17 protein-coding genes are annotated in these 14,510 nt (G+C 61.6%); 10 read left to right on the forward strand and 7 right to left on the reverse strand.

What is annotated here, in order from left to right; translation table 11 throughout:
* The 3 genes from G3O01_RS42580 to G3O01_RS42590 form a co-directional block, all read left to right on the forward strand.
* The coding region (locus tag G3O01_RS42580) for a CoA transferase (RefSeq protein WP_205813484.1) at positions 1 to 545 on the forward strand (545 nt) is incomplete at its 5' end.
* Positions 546 to 629: 84 nt separating this feature from the next.
* Positions 630 to 1,427: a fumarylacetoacetate hydrolase family protein gene (locus G3O01_RS42585; RefSeq protein ID WP_205813485.1), complete on the forward strand. Its 798-nt coding sequence runs from the start codon at positions 630 to 632 to the stop codon at positions 1,425 to 1,427.
* A 167-nt stretch (positions 1,428 to 1,594) separates the two neighbouring features.
* The gene (locus G3O01_RS42590; protein ID WP_205813486.1) at positions 1,595 to 2,623 is read left to right on the forward strand and encodes a 2-dehydropantoate 2-reductase; all 1,029 of its coding nucleotides are present in this window, start codon (positions 1,595 to 1,597) and stop codon (positions 2,621 to 2,623) included.
* 70 nt (positions 2,624 to 2,693) lie between these two features.
* Here G3O01_RS42590 and G3O01_RS42595 read toward each other — a convergent pair whose 3' ends face one another.
* Both G3O01_RS42595 and G3O01_RS42600 read right to left on the reverse strand, forming a co-directional pair.
* Positions 2,694 to 2,873: a hypothetical protein gene (locus tag G3O01_RS42595; RefSeq protein WP_205813487.1), complete on the reverse strand. Its 180-nt coding sequence runs from the start codon at positions 2,871 to 2,873 to the stop codon at positions 2,694 to 2,696.
* A gap of 399 nt (positions 2,874 to 3,272) precedes the next feature.
* Positions 3,273 to 4,385, reverse strand: coding sequence for a porin (locus G3O01_RS42600; protein ID WP_205813488.1), 1,113 nt, complete (start codon positions 4,383 to 4,385; stop codon positions 3,273 to 3,275).
* Between the two features lie 308 nt (positions 4,386 to 4,693).
* On the opposite strand from G3O01_RS42600, the gene G3O01_RS42605 reads away from it, so the two are divergent.
* Both G3O01_RS42605 and G3O01_RS42610 read left to right on the forward strand, forming a co-directional pair.
* Positions 4,694 to 5,482 carry an SDR family oxidoreductase gene (locus G3O01_RS42605; protein ID WP_205813489.1) on the forward strand — a complete coding sequence of 263 codons (789 nt, stop codon included), beginning with the start codon at positions 4,694 to 4,696 and terminating at the stop codon, positions 5,480 to 5,482.
* Positions 5,483 to 5,640: 158 nt separating this feature from the next.
* Positions 5,641 to 6,465, forward strand: coding sequence for a DUF72 domain-containing protein (locus G3O01_RS42610; protein ID WP_205813490.1), 825 nt, complete (start codon positions 5,641 to 5,643; stop codon positions 6,463 to 6,465).
* 9 nt (positions 6,466 to 6,474) lie between these two features.
* Here the strand turns inward: G3O01_RS42610 and G3O01_RS42615 are convergent, their stop codons facing one another.
* Complete coding sequence (locus G3O01_RS42615; protein ID WP_205813491.1) at positions 6,475 to 6,813, reverse strand: hypothetical protein; 339 nt, start codon at positions 6,811 to 6,813, stop codon at positions 6,475 to 6,477.
* Positions 6,814 to 7,256: 443 nt separating this feature from the next.
* The gene (locus G3O01_RS42620; RefSeq protein ID WP_241024733.1) at positions 7,257 to 7,526 is read right to left on the reverse strand and encodes a DUF4148 domain-containing protein; all 270 of its coding nucleotides are present in this window, start codon (positions 7,524 to 7,526) and stop codon (positions 7,257 to 7,259) included.
* A gap of 19 nt (positions 7,527 to 7,545) precedes the next feature.
* Between G3O01_RS42620 and G3O01_RS42625 the strand changes: the two genes are divergently transcribed.
* Positions 7,546 to 7,785, forward strand: a complete 240-nt coding sequence (locus G3O01_RS42625) for a hypothetical protein (RefSeq protein WP_205813493.1) — start codon at positions 7,546 to 7,548, stop codon at positions 7,783 to 7,785.
* On the opposite strand, the gene G3O01_RS42630 is transcribed toward G3O01_RS42625, so the two are convergent.
* Both G3O01_RS42630 and G3O01_RS42635 read right to left on the reverse strand, forming a co-directional pair.
* Positions 7,782 to 8,933: a porin gene (locus G3O01_RS42630; RefSeq protein ID WP_205813494.1), complete on the reverse strand. Its 1,152-nt coding sequence runs from the start codon at positions 8,931 to 8,933 to the stop codon at positions 7,782 to 7,784. The two genes, G3O01_RS42625 and G3O01_RS42630, sit on opposite strands and share 4 nt — an antisense overlap.
* A gap of 267 nt (positions 8,934 to 9,200) precedes the next feature.
* The gene (locus tag G3O01_RS42635; RefSeq protein ID WP_205813495.1) at positions 9,201 to 9,653 is read right to left on the reverse strand and encodes a hypothetical protein; all 453 of its coding nucleotides are present in this window, start codon (positions 9,651 to 9,653) and stop codon (positions 9,201 to 9,203) included.
* A 344-nt stretch (positions 9,654 to 9,997) separates the two neighbouring features.
* Between G3O01_RS42635 and G3O01_RS42640 the strand changes: the two genes are divergently transcribed.
* From G3O01_RS42640 to G3O01_RS42655, 4 genes are all read left to right on the forward strand, one after another.
* Complete coding sequence (locus G3O01_RS42640; RefSeq protein ID WP_205813520.1) at positions 9,998 to 10,870, forward strand: TauD/TfdA family dioxygenase; 873 nt, start codon at positions 9,998 to 10,000, stop codon at positions 10,868 to 10,870.
* A 45-nt stretch (positions 10,871 to 10,915) separates the two neighbouring features.
* Complete coding sequence (locus G3O01_RS42645; RefSeq protein WP_205813496.1) at positions 10,916 to 11,968, forward strand: ABC transporter substrate-binding protein; 1,053 nt, start codon at positions 10,916 to 10,918, stop codon at positions 11,966 to 11,968.
* Positions 11,969 to 12,228: 260 nt separating this feature from the next.
* On the forward strand, positions 12,229 to 13,065 hold the full coding sequence (locus G3O01_RS42650; RefSeq protein ID WP_205813497.1) for an ABC transporter ATP-binding protein: 837 nt from the start codon (positions 12,229 to 12,231) through the stop codon (positions 13,063 to 13,065).
* Positions 13,062 to 13,940 carry an ABC transporter permease gene (locus G3O01_RS42655; RefSeq protein WP_205813498.1) on the forward strand — a complete coding sequence of 293 codons (879 nt, stop codon included), beginning with the start codon at positions 13,062 to 13,064 and terminating at the stop codon, positions 13,938 to 13,940. Before G3O01_RS42650 ends, G3O01_RS42655 begins: the two co-directional genes overlap by 4 nt.
* A gap of 11 nt (positions 13,941 to 13,951) precedes the next feature.
* On the opposite strand, the gene G3O01_RS42660 is transcribed toward G3O01_RS42655, so the two are convergent.
* Positions 13,952 to 14,482, reverse strand: coding sequence for a cupin domain-containing protein (locus tag G3O01_RS42660; RefSeq protein ID WP_205813499.1), 531 nt, complete (start codon positions 14,480 to 14,482; stop codon positions 13,952 to 13,954).
* Between the last annotated feature and the right edge of the window lie 28 nt (positions 14,483 to 14,510).

Raw genomic sequence — 14,510 nt, forward strand, 5'->3', positions numbered from 1 at the left:
GTGAAGCGGTGCCGCGCGCGGGCAATGCATCGGGTGGCGGTCAGCCTGGCTGGATCCTCAAGTGCAAGGGCTGGGAGCACGATCCGAACGCGTACATCTACTTCATCACGCAGGCACCCGTGTGGGTCAAGATCTGCAACGTGATCGGCAAGGAAGAGTGGGCGACGGATCCGGAGTACGCCACGCCGACCGCACGTCTGCCGCGTCTGAAGGAAATCTTCGCGGAGATCGAACGCTGGACGATGACGAAGACCAAGTTCGAGGCGATGGAAATCCTCAACAAGTACGACATTCCGTGCGGCCCGATCCTGTCGATGCAGGAAATCGCGCAGGACGAATCGCTGCGTAAAACCGGCACGATCGTCGAGGTCGATCACCCGGTGCGCGGCAAGTATCTGACGGTGGGCAACCCGATCAAGCTGTCGGACAGCCCGACGGATGTCACGCGCTCGCCGCTGCTCGGCGAACACACGGATGAAGTGATGGCCGAACTCGGCTATTCGCGTGAACAGGTCGAAGCGCTGAGGACTGCCGGCGCGATCTGAAGATCGGAAGATTCGAAGATTCAAACTCGTGACGCGGGCGTATTCACCGTGTCGGTCGATAAAAAATTTGTGGAGACAGGTTCGATGACATCGTGGATACGCTTTCGGCAGCCGCATGGTCATATCGGTTTCGGCGTGCTCGATAACGGCAGCATCGCCGAATACGAAGGCGACATGTTCGGCGAAGCCACGCCGAGCGGCAAGCAATGGAAACATGACGACGTCGAATTGCTGAGCCCCTGCCTGCCGACCAAGGTCGTCGCGCTCTGGAACAACTTTCACGCGCTGTCGCAAAAGCTCGGCAAGGCCGCGCCGTCGCATCCGCTCTTTCTGATCAAGCCGCCGATGTCCGTGATCGGTCCCGGCGCGCCCATTCGCCGCCCCAAAAGTTATAGCGGCAAGATTGCGTACGAAGGCGAACTCGGCATCGTGATCGGCAAGCGCTGCACGAACGTGTCGCCCGAAGAAGCGGACGACTACATCTTCGGCTACACCTGCATCAACGATGTCACCGCCGTCGATCTGCTCAACGAAGACCCGAATTTCGCGCAATGGTGCCGCTCAAAAGGCTTCGATACGTTCAGCTGCATCGGCCCCGTGATCCAGCAGGATTTCGACTGGCGCAACGCGAGTGTCGTCACGCGCCTCGATGAAGTCGAGCGGCAAAACTATCCGCTCTCCGACATGATCTTCACGCCGGCCGAACAGGTCAGCATGATCTCGCACGACATGACGCTAATGCCCGGCGACGTGATCGCGTGCGGAACATCGGTTGGCGTCGGCTCGATCAAGGATGGGGCGACCGTCGTCGTGTCGATCGACGGCATTGGCGCGCTGCCGAACCAGCTCGCCGTCGCGCGGCAGCTCGAGCCGGCCGCATGAAGAACACTGACCGACCAGACACGCTGAACACGCACTGAGTATGCGAATGAGAGCCGGAAGCGCCGTCGCCAATGAGTCGACCATGTATCGACGATGACGATCGCGCACCGCGTCGCGAGACGCCCGGCTCGATCTCACTGATCACTTCTTGGAATGGGAGCAGATAGATGAAGATCTGTGTTTATGGAGCCGGCGCAATTGGCGCCTATGTCGGCGCGCAACTGGCGCACGCAGGCGCCGATGTCAGTTTCGTCGCGCGCGGCCCGCATCTGGCCGCGATGCAGCGCAACGGCGTGCGTCTGTTGATCGACGATACCGAGCGTCTCGTCAATGTGCGCTGTTCGTCGGACCCGCGCGAGCTGGGGCCGCAGGACTACGTGATCATCGCGTTGAAAGCGCACTCGGTGCCAGGCGTCGTCGATGCGATGCAGCCGTTGCTCGGACCGGAAACGGCGATCGTCACGGCAGTGAATGGCATTCCGTACTGGTACTTCTACAAGCATGGCGGCGAATTCGCGAACTCGACGCTCGAAAGCATCGACCCCGGTGGCACGCAGTGGAAGAAGCTCGGGCCGGAACGTGCGATCGGCTGTGTCGTCTATCCCGCTGCGGAGATCGTCGAGCCGGGCGTGATCAAACACGTGTACGGCAAGAAGTTTCCGATCGGCGAGCCGGACGGCACGCGTTCGGCGCGTGTCGAAGCCTTCTCCGACATCATGACGAAAGCCGGACTCGAAGCGCCCATTCGCGACAACATCCGCGATGAAATCTGGCTGAAATTGTGGGGCAATCTGTGCTTCAACCCGATCAGCGCACTGACGCACGCGACGCTCGACGTCATCACGAGTCACGTCGGCACGCGCGCCGTCGCGAAGACGATGATGCTCGAAGCGAAGTCGGTGGCCGATCGCTTTGGCGTGCATTTCCGGGTGGACGTTGAAAGACGCATCGATGGCGCGGGCGCGGTGGGCGCGCACAAGACCTCGATGCTGCAGGATCTCGAAGCGGGACGTCCGATGGAAATCGATCCGTTGCTGACCGTCGTGCAGGAAATGGGGCGGCTCGTCGGACACGAGACGCCGACTATCGATACCGTTCTGGCGCTGATCAAACTGCGCGAGCAGATTGCGCAGCAGAAGGACGTTGCGCCGCCGGCGAAGCAGGAACACGCTGCGCCTAGCGCAAAGGCCGCGTAAATTCGTGTTGCCGCTTCATCCGTGTTTCAGAAGGCACGGATGAAGCGCGCGAAACGCCCCGCTGCGCATCTCACCCGACGCAGACTTCCTCACCCCGGCCCACACTATGGCCGACCCACAGCCCGGCATCGTAGGCTGCTTCCAGTGCGGCGAGTACGCCCGGGTGCTCGCTCAGATCCTCGATGCCGAGCGTCTCGCTCGCAATCAGACCAAGCAGTTCAAGACGCTCTTCATAGATGGGGCTTTTCATAACACCTCCGTCAAGGTTGAAATCGCTGCGGCAGCGTTCGCTGACGTGTCGCGCATGACGATGCTTGCGTCGTGCATGACACGGTTCTCATTGCCGGAGTAAAACTGAACGTGGGCCGGAAGCATGCCCGTCAGCGGCAGGAGCGCGATTGCTGCGATCGAAATCGACCTGGAGAGATGCGGTGTGCGCGTTGTTTGCGCGATTTGATCTCTGGCTTCCGTCTCAGGTTGAATCAGTGTGCAAGTCAATGGTAAGCAAGTGGGGACTGCGGCGCACGTGGTCAAGCGCCGCATATCGAAGTACTACTCGAATCGCGTGACAGCGGCGCGTATTTCGGCTACCGAATGACGGCGATAACAGAGTGGAATGTCTATTGATCAGATGAATGGACGCCCGCACTCAGAACACATGCATCACGCCGACATAGGCGCCTGTTTGGGATTCGCCCGGCAACGGGTTGGTGTTGGCGCTGCCCGTCGCATCGCGCGAGGTCGCTAGCAGCGAGAAATTCGAGTGGCTGCTGTTGCGCATGTACGCGACCGTGCCGTACAGAAAGGTGCGCTGGCTCAGGTTGTAGGTGGAGCCCAGGACCAGCATGGTCGCGTGCCCTGCGGGGTCGTGAGTCGCGTCGCCTGCGCCGTCGCTCAGGTGCACGTAAAAGGCCGCCGCTGTCACCGCGAACTGATGCGTGGCTTCCCATGTTGCGCCGAGCCAGTAATAGTCGGCGCTATCGGCGAGACCCGCGGGCGTATCGGGCGCGGAGAAGTGCGTATAGGCGCCCTGGATCTTCACTTTCGACACACGCACGTTCGCGCCGACGAAGTACTCACGCGAACTCGTAAAGACGTTGGTCATGCGGCCATTTACATCGCGCAGTTCGTCGTAGATGCCGCGCACATCGAACAGTTGCGAGTGATACGTCAGCATGATGCCGTCGGAGCGGCCGAATTCGCCCGGCGCGCCACGGTTGAATCCCTCCGCCTGATTGCCGAACGCATATTGCCCTTGCACATCGAAGCCATGAAAGACAGGGCTGTGATACTCGATGTTGTTGCTCGTCTGTTGCCAGTTGCGGCCACGCACCAGCGATGCCGATGCAAATGCCTGCTGCACGAACGGATCGAATTCCCACACGCCGTCGCTGTCGATGAACAGATTGCGGCCCGCCTGAATCTGGCCGTAGCGTTTATCGGCGAGTCCCGCGTACGCGCGGCGCGAGAACAGCCGGCCGCCGCTCGTCGTGCCGTTCATGATCTGCAGCCCGGTTTCCAGATCGAATACTGACGACATTCCGCCACCCAGATCTTCCGATCCCTTGAAGCCGAGCATGCTGGTGCCCCAGTCGCCGCCTTCTGCAGTCCAGCTGGACGTGCTGCCGCCCGACGGCGTGGCGATGTGGTTGAGGTACTGGACGCCGCCGTCGATGCGGCCATAGAGCGTCACGCTGTTTTGCGCGAATGCAGCGGGACAGGCAAGCGTGAGCAGCGCGGCGAGTTGAGTTCGTGTTTTCATGAGCGTCTCTTCGTATCCTCGATGCGTGGATAACTCGTTATTTGGGCATTGCGCCGGTGGCCAGGCATTTTGCATGAGTCGGGCTCTCGCGTATGTCCGGCGAATGTGAACGGCATGCTAGTACCGTTTGCCAGATCCTGCTCGCAATCGGGCGGGATGCTGACTTTGCAGAAGCTGCACGCGACCTGCCGACTGCATGATTTTCGCGCCAGTTCTACACTCGCGAATGCAACTCGCGATGCGGGACATTGTGCGCCAAGCGTGTCCCGTCGCCATCCGTCTATTGCATGCTTTAAAAAGGAACCCAGATGGATCTCAAGATCAGCAACAAACTGGCGCTCGTATCGGGCTCGACCAAAGGCATTGGTCACGCGATCGCTGTCGGGCTCGCGCGCGAAGGCGTCAATGTGATCGTCAACGGCCGCTCGCAGCAATCGGTCGACAAGGCAATCGAAACGCTGCGCGCGCAAGTGCCGGATGCGAACGTGCAAGGTTTTGCTGGCGATGTGTCCGATGCCGCGCAGGTGGCGAAGCTTGTCGAGCGTTTTCCGCAGGTCGATATTCTCGTCAACAACATGGGCATCTTCGATCCGAAGCCGTTCGAAGAGATATCCAATGAAGAGTGGCTGCGCTTCTTCAATGTGAACGTGATGTCGGGCGTGCAGCTATCGCGCGCATATCTGCCTGGGATGAAGCAGCAGAACTGGGGCCGCGTGGTGTTCATCAGCAGCGAAAGCGGCATCCAGATTCCGACCGAGATGATCCACTATGGCCTGACCAAGACGGCGCAGCTCGCGCTCGCACGCGGTCTCGCGGAAACCTGCACGGGAACGGCCGTGACCGTCAATTCGGTGCTGCCTGGGCCGACCAGCTCGGATGGCGTCGAGGAATTCGTCGAAAAGCTCTCGGGCGGTCAAAGCTTCGAATCATTCGAGAAGCAGTTCTTCGAACAGGCGCGGCCCAGTTCGATTCTCAAGCGCTTCACGACGCCCGAAGAGATCGCGAACATGGTTGTGTACGTGTGCTCGGAATTGTCGTCGGCGACCAATGGCGCTGCGTTGCGCGCGGACGGCGGGGTCGTGCGCGCAGTGTTCTGATCCTGCTTTGCGCATGCAGCAAGGCACGTCGCGCGCCGTGCCTTGCTTGCTTTGTCTTCGATTGGCGTGATGCGACGATGTGCCGTTCGCAAATGGCGGTTCGCATCGTCTATTCTGTGCATCATTGCTCTCGCGCGGCGTGCGCCAAGGCGTGAAAAATGACTACTCGAAAAAAGACGGCGAAGGCCCCGCGCATTCGTGTCGGCATTGGCGGCTGGACATTCGAACCGTGGCGCGGCGTGTTTTATCCGGAAGGGCTCGCGCAGAAGCGCGAACTCGAATATGCAAGCCGGCAACTGACGGCCATCGAGATCAACGGCACGTTCTACGGCTCGCAAAAGCCCGCGACATTCGCGAAGTGGCACGACGAGACGCCCGACGATTTCGTATTCGCGCTGAAGGCACCGCGTTTCGCAACGCATCGGCGCGTGCTCGCGGAAGCGCGTGACTCCGTCGACCGCTTTGTCGCGAGCGGCGTGCTCGAACTGAAGAACAAGCTTGGCCCGATCAACTGGCAGTTCCCCACAACCAAACAGTTCGATGCCGACGACTTCGGCAGCTTCCTCGAATTACTGCCTGCAAAGGTCGATGGCCGTGCGTTGCGCCATGCCGTCGAAGTGCGCCACGAGAGCTTCTGCGACGAGGCATTCGTTGCGCTCGCGCGCAAGTACGGCGTGGCGATCGTCGTGGCGGGCGATTCGAAATATCCGCAGATTGCCGACCCGACGGCGCCATTCGTCTACGCGCGCATCATGGGCACGGAAGAAAAGCATGCGCGCGGGTATGCGAAGAAGTCGCTCGATAAATGGATCGAGCGCGCGCAGACGTGGGCCTCAGGCGGTGCGCCCGACGATCTCGACACGTATGGGCGCGCCGCGCCGAAAAAAGAGCGCGACGTGTACCTGTTCGTCATCAGCGGGCACAAGGCGCACAATCCCGCCGCCGCGATGGCGCTCATCGAGGGAATCAACGCGCAGCAGTAACGGGGCGAATCATTGCTCGGGCGCTTCGAGCGAGAACGATTCGTCGGCGAATGGCGCTTCCGGGTTGGGCGTGCCGCGCGAAGGCGGCTCGAACGCGGCCCATTGCGTCCAGCCGGGCGCGGCGCCAGGCGTTCTCAGTCGCAACGCGCGCGAGCCGTCGACGAATACGAGCGATTCCAGATCGAACAGACTCTCTGTCGTGACGCCGCCTGGCGTGACGCTCCCGCGTTGGTGGGTGAAGCGGAGATTCCCTTCACGCAGCAGGTCCAGATAGCTTTCGCACTGCGCAGCAGGGGGCCTGACCGTCCAGCGGTTCAACAGTTTTGCGGCGATTTCGGCATCGAACATCGTGATTTCTCCTCGCCTGAGCAACCGCGCGCCTTGTGGGCCGCGGCGGGCTGGTGTCCGCCTCGGGGCGGACTATCCGTCAATAATTAGCGCTTTCGCGAGCGCGAAAGACATGTCCACCCACCACTATAGTCAAAATCATGGTGCGATGCACAAAGCGGGACTGAGATCGCGGTCTAATCGTTGTTTTGGAGTCAACGCCGCTTGCCACCGTGTGGTTAAGCGCTAAACGAAAGCGAGGAGATGCGCGAGGTTGCGCGAGGAAGGATGTGATTTAAGCGGGATTCGCGGCGAGTGTTCAGGTGGAAAAGCGATGCCGTCACATGGTCGCGCGAATGAAAATTCTCGCTACGTGGCGGGATCGACAAAAAATAAGCGCGCGATCGGCGTGCGAACGATTCGCAAAATGCCGCGCGTGCACGCGGCCTTCGCGAATCGATATCTCATTGCGCGGCGGGACGCGCGGCACCCGTCTGCGACGAGCCGGACACACCCGCGCCATAGGCGGATTCGGCCGCGCGCTTCGCAGCGAGCCGCTGCATCGCGTCCTGCACTTTCGACGGGTAAGTGGGATCTTCGCCGCCTCCAGCCTGGTAGCCAACCGACGCGAGATCGGTGAGTTCCTGGCGAACCTGCGCACGCGTGAGGCGCGTGCTGGATTCCTGCGCGTGCGAGATCGACGGCGCGGCGGCGAGCAAAGCCGCGGTCAACATGGCGACGGCGGCGGTAACGGTGGACTTCAAGACGTTCTCCAATGGCAATCCGGGGATGCCGGCGGTGTTGCGTGAGCCGGCAGAAACAAGTCTACGGATCGCTTACGGAGAGAAAAACGGCCTGTTCTGGAAGGCTGCCTTACGTCTGGCAGAAAGGTCTCGCAGCGTTCTTGCGCAGCAAAACAAAAAAAGCCGCCGCATCGCATGCGGCGGCCTTCAGGACGCAATGTTCGGAGTCGTTGAAGCGAGCCCGCCTTAGAAGCGGTGGCGCATGCCGATCGTTGCGACGACCTGGTTGGCCGTCGTCGACGCACCGCCCGATGTATTGATGAATGCCACGTAGTGGTGCCCGATCGCGTGCTGATACATCGCTTCGGCATACACGTCCGTGCGCTTCGAGAACGAGTAGACAGCCTGCGCGTTGACCTGGTTGAACTTCGGATCGGAACCGAACGTCGGCGAGCCGCTGATGTGGCCGTCCGTATACGTATCGGTGATGCCGAGCGAAATGGCGGGCGTGAGCGCGTATTTGGCGTTCAGTTCGTAGTTGTCGAAGTGCATCGAACCGTTGGTCATGCCGAACGCCGCCGACTGCTGATAGTGGCTGTTCGTGTACACGAAGCCGACCACGGCGGGACCGAACGCGTAGTTCAGGCCCGCGCCGAACACGCGCTCGACACCCGCGCCGACCTGGAAACCGCCCACGCCATTGGCCGCCGATTCAGCCGTATCCACTGCGCCGCCCGTGTTTGTCGTGCTGTTCGAGCCGTTGATCTGCAAATAGCCGGCCGCGAAGTTCAACGGACCCCACTGATAGCTCGCGCCCGCGCTGTACGCGCGGTTGATCGCGAAGTCGGTGCTGTTCGAGAACGCGTACAACGCGCCGAACTTGAAGCCCGCGTAGTTGTTGCTCGTGTACTTGACCGCGTTGCTCATCCGCACCGAGTGATTCAGGTTGTCGTTGTCGAACGGGTGAGCAAAGCCTGTATCGCCGAACGTGCCTGCCGTGCCCGACAGCGGCGCGACGAAGTCGACCAGCGAATCGTACTGGCGGCCCAGCGTGATCTGGCCGAAGTTGCTGCTGGCGAGACCCACATACGCCTGACGGCCGAACAGACGGCTGTGCTGGCCGAGCGTGCCGTTCTGCACGTTGAAGCCGTTTTCGAGCACGAAGATCGCCTTGTAGCCGCCGCCCAGATCTTCCGCGCCGCGCAGGCCGAAGCGGCTGCCGTTGATGGTGCCGCTCGTCGCCTGCCACAGTGCGCCGCTCGTGCCGCCCTTTTGCACGTTGTTGGTGTACATGAGGCCCGCGTCGATGATGCCGTACAGCGTGACCGAGCTTTGCGCGTGCGCGCCCGTTGCTGCCAGTGCGCCGAGCACCGCAACGGCGGCGGGGATTCTTTTCATGGTTAAGCTCCAGCTAGTCCAGACAGTGAGTGAAAAAACAGCCTGGCGAGTATAGGAAAACGCGGGGTTCGATTTAACGCCGTGTTGCTGCAGCAGACTCTTGCGTCACACCGCAGGAATGATTCATCAAATCGAAACAATCGCCGGAAAGGTCGCCATGAAGCGGCGCGCGATCAACCCGCTACGCATGAATTGCGTGGATGAGATTAGCTGGAGGGGGATTTCTGTTTGATGGCAGCGTGCACCATTTGGGGAATTACAACAGTCTCAGCCGGCGCCGCACACGATAGCCGTCAGCACGAAAGGCAGCACCTGCTTGACGAGCGCTTCGCTGCCGGCCTGTTGCACCCGCACGCGCACGGAGTCGGACGGGCCGGATACCACCACACCGTAGATCGAATCGGACTCCGCTTTGCCGCTGCCTTGCCGGAAGATCGCGTCGTCGCGCTGATAGCCGAGCACCGCGTAGACATGAAAGCCGAACGCCGTCAGATCGCGGCCGCGCTTCGGGCGGAATGCGTTGACTGAATTGGACTCGACGCGCATCGGATTCGGGTCGATGTATTGATCGTCGAGCAGCGGCTGGATGAAGGTGTGCGCGTCGGTCTTGCAGACCAGCTGCTCGTCGAGTTCGAGCGCGAAGGCGTGCGCGGGTGCGCAGCAGAGTGCCGCTCCGAAGGCGGCCAGCACGGCAATCGATTGGATGAAGTCCTTTGTCATGTCACTGGCGCGAGACCTGGAGCCGGCGAAGGCCGAGACCCGATGTTAGCCCGAACTTGTCATGCACGTCAGCGCATGTCTGTGCGCTAGCGAGCGATGCCGCCGGAAGCCGCGCGGCGCAAGGATTCCACCCGATGCCGCACGCGCGCCCGGCATTGCGCGTGGTCAAAATAACGCCTTTCCAGGCTAGCCGACCGTTTATCGTTAAAGCAGATATAAGTATGGGATTTGCTTCGTTGACGCATCCGGCACGCGGGTCGAAGATTGTTCCCATCGTTGCAACCCTACAAAGAACATTCAGCGTGACCACTACTGTTTCGTCCAATCCCCACGCCACGCCGCGCGTGCAACCGGCGGGCGTGCGCCCGTCGCTCGAAATCGTTCCGTTCGATGCGCCCGTCGGCGCCGAAGTGCTGGGCCTCGATCTGAACGAGCCGCTTTCTGCCGAAGATTTCGCGCGCATTCACCGCGCGCATCTCGATCACCACGTGCTCGTGTTTCGCGATCAGCGGATCACGCCGGCGCAGCACATCGAGTTCAGCCGTCGCTTCGGGCCGCTGCAGATTCACGTGCTGCATCAGTTCCAGTTGCCCGGTCATCCCGAAGTGCTGATCGTGTCGAACATCCGCGAGAACGGTCAGCCGATCGGACTCGGCGACGCCGGCCACTTCTGGCATTCGGACCTGTCGTACAAGGAAAAACCGAGCCTCGGCTCGTTGCTGCACGCGCAGGAACTGCCGTCGGAAGGCGGCGACACGCTGTTCGCGAACATGCATCTGGCGTGGGACACGTTGCCCGGGCATTTGCGCAAGGCTGTTGAAGGCCGCAGCGCAGAGCACACGTACCTCGCGAAATATGCGGAACTGCAAAAGCGCAGCCCGTGGCGGCCGAACCTGTCGGCGCAACAGATCGCGGAAGTGAAGCCCGTCGTGCATCCCATCGTGCGCACGCATCCGGAAACGGGCCGCAAGGCGCTGTTCGTCAGCGAGCACTTCACGACGCATATCGTCGGCTTGCCCGAAGACGAAAGCCGCGAACTGCTCGAAGCACTGTTCGCGCATAGCGTGCGCGACGAACATATCTATCGTCATCAGTGGGCGGAACACGATCTCGTGTTCTGGGACAACCGCTCGCTGATGCATCTCGCCGCGGGCACGCCCGATCATCTGCGCCGCAAGCTGTATCGCACGACGATCGAAGGCGACGCGCCGTTCTAGGCCGCGCACAGCTTCCCTTTCCGTTTTCCGACTATCGGAGTTCCGATGCCGTTTTCATTTCGCCCGGCCGCGGCGCGGCCGTCTTTCGCTCGCCGTTTTGTTTCGACCGTGCTTGCCGTATCGCTCGGTGCGGCCAGTCTGGGTGTATCGCTCGATGCACGCGCCGAAGGTCATATTCGTGTCGCCGAACAGTTCGGCATTGTCTATCTGCTGCTGAACGTTGCGCGCGACCAGCAGTTCATCGAGAAAGAAGGGCGCAAGGAAGGGCTCGATATCAAGGTCGACTGGGTGAAGCTGTCGGGCGGCTCGGCGGTAAACGACGCGCTGCTGTCGGGTTCCGTCGATGTCGCGGGCGCGGGTGTCGGTCCTTTGCTCACGATCTGGGATCGCACGCACGGCAAGCAGAATGTGAAGGGCGTCGCGTCGCTCGGCAATCTGCCGTATTACCTCGTGTCGAATAACCCGAACGTGAAGACGATCGCCGATTTCACCGACAAGGATCGCATTGCGTTGCCGGCTGTCGGCGTGTCGGTGCAGTCGCGCGTGTTGCAGTTTGCATCGGCGAAGCGCTGGGGTGACAAGGAATACAACCGTCTCGACAAGCTCACGCAGGCCGTGCCGCATCCCGATGCAGCCGCCGCGATCATTGCGGGCGGCACGGAAATCACGGGGCATTTCGGCAATCCGCCGTTCCAGGAACAGGAGCTCGCGGGTAATCCGAAAGCGCATATCGTGCTGAACTCATACGACGTGCTGGGCGGGCCGAGTTCTGCGACCGTGCTCTATGCAACGGAGAAGTTCCGCGCCGAGAACCCGAAGACCTATCGCGCCTTCGTTAGCGGGCTGGCGGATGCCGCGCAGTTCATCACGGCAAATCCCGAAGCTGCCGCCGATATCTACATTCGCGTGAATCAGGCGAAGACGGACCGCAATCTGCTGCTCTCGGTGATTCGCAATCCGCAGGTGCAATTCAAGGTCGCGCCGCAAAACACGTTTGCGCTTGCGCAGTTCATGTATCGCGTTGGTGCAATTCGCAACGAGCCGAAGTCGTGGAAGGATTACTTCTTCGACGATCCTGCAACGGCTGCCGGAAGCTGAGCGTTTCATAGATAGAAGCACACGAAAACCCGCTATTTCAGCGGGTTTTTTCATTTCACGCCCGCGAAAAAACACGACGCCCGAGAAGACACGACTGCGGTCATAGCGCGATTTACGGCGCTTATGCATCACAGCGCATTGAATATGCACATTCATTGGTTGGTCTTTGCAGAGGCTCGCCTTATGTTGTCGTTTTGCTTAAGCGGTGCCTTAATCGTGAGCGTTATTTCCCACGCAGTCCCATTCAAAGGAGCGCGCTAATGGTCGCGAATCCTTCTGTGCTTTTTCCTGAATCTGTCACGACGCAGGCAAGCGAGCCCGCCCATTCGAGCCGTCTGCTCGCCGTCGATCGCGTGAGCCTCGAATACCGCACGCGCGAACGCGTGGTGCGCGCCACGCACGACGTCAGCTTCGATGTGTATGGCGGCGACCGTTTCGTCCTGCTCGGCCCGTCGGGTTGCGGAAAGTCGACCTTGCTGAAAGCCGTCGGCGGATTCATCAAGCCGGCCTCGGGCACGATCACGCTGGATGGCGAAACGGTGCGCGCGCCGGGTGCGGATCGCATCGTCGTGTTTCAGGAGTTCGATCAATTGCCGCCGTGGAAGACAGTCGCGGAGAACATCGCGTTTCCGTTGCGTGCCGCGAAGAAGCTGAGCCGCGCCGAGGCGAAAGAGCGCGCGCTGCACTATCTCGACAAGGTCGGTCTCGCGCAGTTCGCCGATGCGTATCCGCACACGCTGTCGGGCGGCATGAAGCAGCGCGTCGCGATTGCGCGCGCACTCGCGATGCAGCCGCGCGTGCTGCTGATGGACGAACCGTTTGCCGCACTCGACGCGCTGACGCGCCGCAAGATGCAGGAAGAACTGCTGCGGCTGTGGGAAGAGGTGCGCTTCACGCTGCTATTCGTCACGCATTCGATCGAGGAAGCGTTGATCGTCGGCAACCGGATTCTGCTGCTGTCGCCACATCCGGGACGCGTACGCGCCGAACTCAACAGTCACCAATACACACAGGACAGTTTTGGCCGCAGCGATTTTCAGCATCGCGTCGCGCAGATTCATCGCCTGCTGTTCGAAGAAACGGAGTCCGCCCGATGAGCACGCCTTCCCACCTGTTGCCGCCCGTGCGCGCCGAATACGAGCGGCCGCTCGAGCCCGTTGGCGATCTCGCCGTCGAAGCGCCGCTGGCGCTTACACAGCGTCTGGCGAACCAGTCGTGGCTGAGCAAGACGATCATTGCGATCGTGCTGATCGCCGCATGGGAAATCGCCGCGCGCGCAATCAACAACGATCTGCTGCTGCCGACTTTCCGCGCGACGTTCACGGCCTTCGTGCAGGGCATCCTGTCGGGTGAACTGCTGCAGAAGACGGCGGTATCGATGGCGGTGCTGTTGCGCGGTTATCTGATCGGCGTCGCGCTGGCGTTCGTGCTGACTTCGCTGGCGGTGTCGACGCGCATCGGCCGCGATCTGCTGTCGATGCTCACCGCGATGTTCAATCCGTTGCCATCGATTGCGTTGCTGCCGCTCGCGCTGCTGTGGTTCGGTCTCGGCACGGGCAGCCTGCTGTTCGTGCTCGTGCATGCGGTGCTGTGGCCGCTCGCGCTCAACACGTATTCCGGTTTTCGCGCGGTGCCCGCGACGTTGCGGATGGCAGGCCGCAACTATGGGCTGACGGGCTTGCGTCACGTCGTGCTGATCCTCGTGCCCGCCGCGCTGCCGTCCATTCTCGCGGGCCTGCGCGTGGGCTGGGCCTTCGCGTGGCGCACGCTGATCGCGGCTGAACTGGTGTTCGGCGCGAGCAGCGGCAACGGCGGGTTAGGGTGGTACATCTTCCAGAACCGCAACGAACTCTATACCGACCGCGTGTTCGCGGGCCTCGCGGCCGTCATCGCGATCGGCCTGCTGGTCGAGCATCTCGTGTTCGATACGCTCGAGCGCGTCACCGTGCGCCGCTGGGGCGTGCAGCAGTAACCACGCGACGCTCAGGCCGCGCTCAGCCAGTTGTCGATCAACGGTCCCTGTTTGCCGCGTACCGGGTCGCTATGCGGAAAAGGTAGAGCTTCCATCGCGGCGCGTTCCTTGTCGGTCAGCGCGTCGCGCCGGATATCCCACTGCTGGTCCGGTGGATAGGCGCCGATCACATTGAGCGGCCCGCTCGACGATTCCAGGCAATGTCCCGTGCCTGCCGGCAGCAGGAGCGCGTCACCCGCCTCCAGATGCACGACGCGGCCGCCCGGGCCGCCCACGATCACGTCCGCCGCGCCCCCGGCGATGCCGAGCACTTCATGCGCCGACGAATGAAAGTGGTGATAGTCGAAGATCCCGTTGCGCCATTTCGGCGGCCAGCCGTTGCGCTGGAACATCGCTTCGAATGCACTGGCTAGCCGGTCGCCGTCGCCTTGCAGCACGTCGCGATACAGGATGACGGGAAGGTGCGCATTGTTCGGCACCCAGGCGCGCGGGCCGAGCCGGAAGACATCTGCGTGCACGGCGTCCCTTGATTCTGCTTGCATGTCTGCTCCTCGAACGGATCCGGAAGCG

The sequence above is a fragment of the Burkholderia sp. Ac-20365 genome (assembly GCF_017104715.1).
Taxonomy (GTDB): domain Bacteria; phylum Pseudomonadota; class Gammaproteobacteria; order Burkholderiales; family Burkholderiaceae; genus Paraburkholderia.

Excerpts from the sequence above, each read along its gene's own strand:
- G3O01_RS42630 (WP_205813494.1), bottom strand. The coding sequence starts at position 8,933 with ATGAAAAGAATCCCCGCCGCCGTTGCGGTGCTCGGCGCACTGGCAGCA.
- G3O01_RS42620 (WP_241024733.1), bottom strand. The coding sequence starts at position 7,526 with ATGTTGACCGCGGCTTTGCTCGCCGCCGCGCCGTCGATCTCGCACGCG.
- G3O01_RS42600 (WP_205813488.1), bottom strand. The coding sequence starts at position 4,385 with ATGAAAACACGAACTCAACTCGCCGCGCTGCTCACGCTTGCCTGTCCC.
- G3O01_RS42645 (WP_205813496.1), top strand. The coding sequence starts at position 10,916 with ATGCCGTTTTCATTTCGCCCGGCCGCGGCGCGGCCGTCTTTCGCTCGC.
- G3O01_RS42660 (WP_205813499.1), bottom strand. The coding sequence starts at position 14,482 with ATGCAAGCAGAATCAAGGGACGCCGTGCACGCAGATGTCTTCCGGCTC.
- G3O01_RS42615 (WP_205813491.1), bottom strand. The coding sequence starts at position 6,813 with ATGTTCGATGCCGAAATCGCCGCAAAACTGTTGAACCGCTGGACGGTC.
- G3O01_RS42605 (WP_205813489.1), top strand. The coding sequence starts at position 4,694 with ATGGATCTCAAGATCAGCAACAAACTGGCGCTCGTATCGGGCTCGACC.
- G3O01_RS42585 (WP_205813485.1), top strand. The coding sequence starts at position 630 with ATGACATCGTGGATACGCTTTCGGCAGCCGCATGGTCATATCGGTTTC.
- G3O01_RS42655 (WP_205813498.1), top strand. The coding sequence starts at position 13,062 with ATGAGCACGCCTTCCCACCTGTTGCCGCCCGTGCGCGCCGAATACGAG.
- G3O01_RS42595 (WP_205813487.1), bottom strand. The coding sequence starts at position 2,873 with ATGAAAAGCCCCATCTATGAAGAGCGTCTTGAACTGCTTGGTCTGATT.
- G3O01_RS42610 (WP_205813490.1), top strand. The coding sequence starts at position 5,641 with ATGACTACTCGAAAAAAGACGGCGAAGGCCCCGCGCATTCGTGTCGGC.
- G3O01_RS42650 (WP_205813497.1), top strand. The coding sequence starts at position 12,229 with ATGGTCGCGAATCCTTCTGTGCTTTTTCCTGAATCTGTCACGACGCAG.
- G3O01_RS42590 (WP_205813486.1), top strand. The coding sequence starts at position 1,595 with ATGAAGATCTGTGTTTATGGAGCCGGCGCAATTGGCGCCTATGTCGGC.
- G3O01_RS42635 (WP_205813495.1), bottom strand. The coding sequence starts at position 9,653 with ATGACAAAGGACTTCATCCAATCGATTGCCGTGCTGGCCGCCTTCGGA.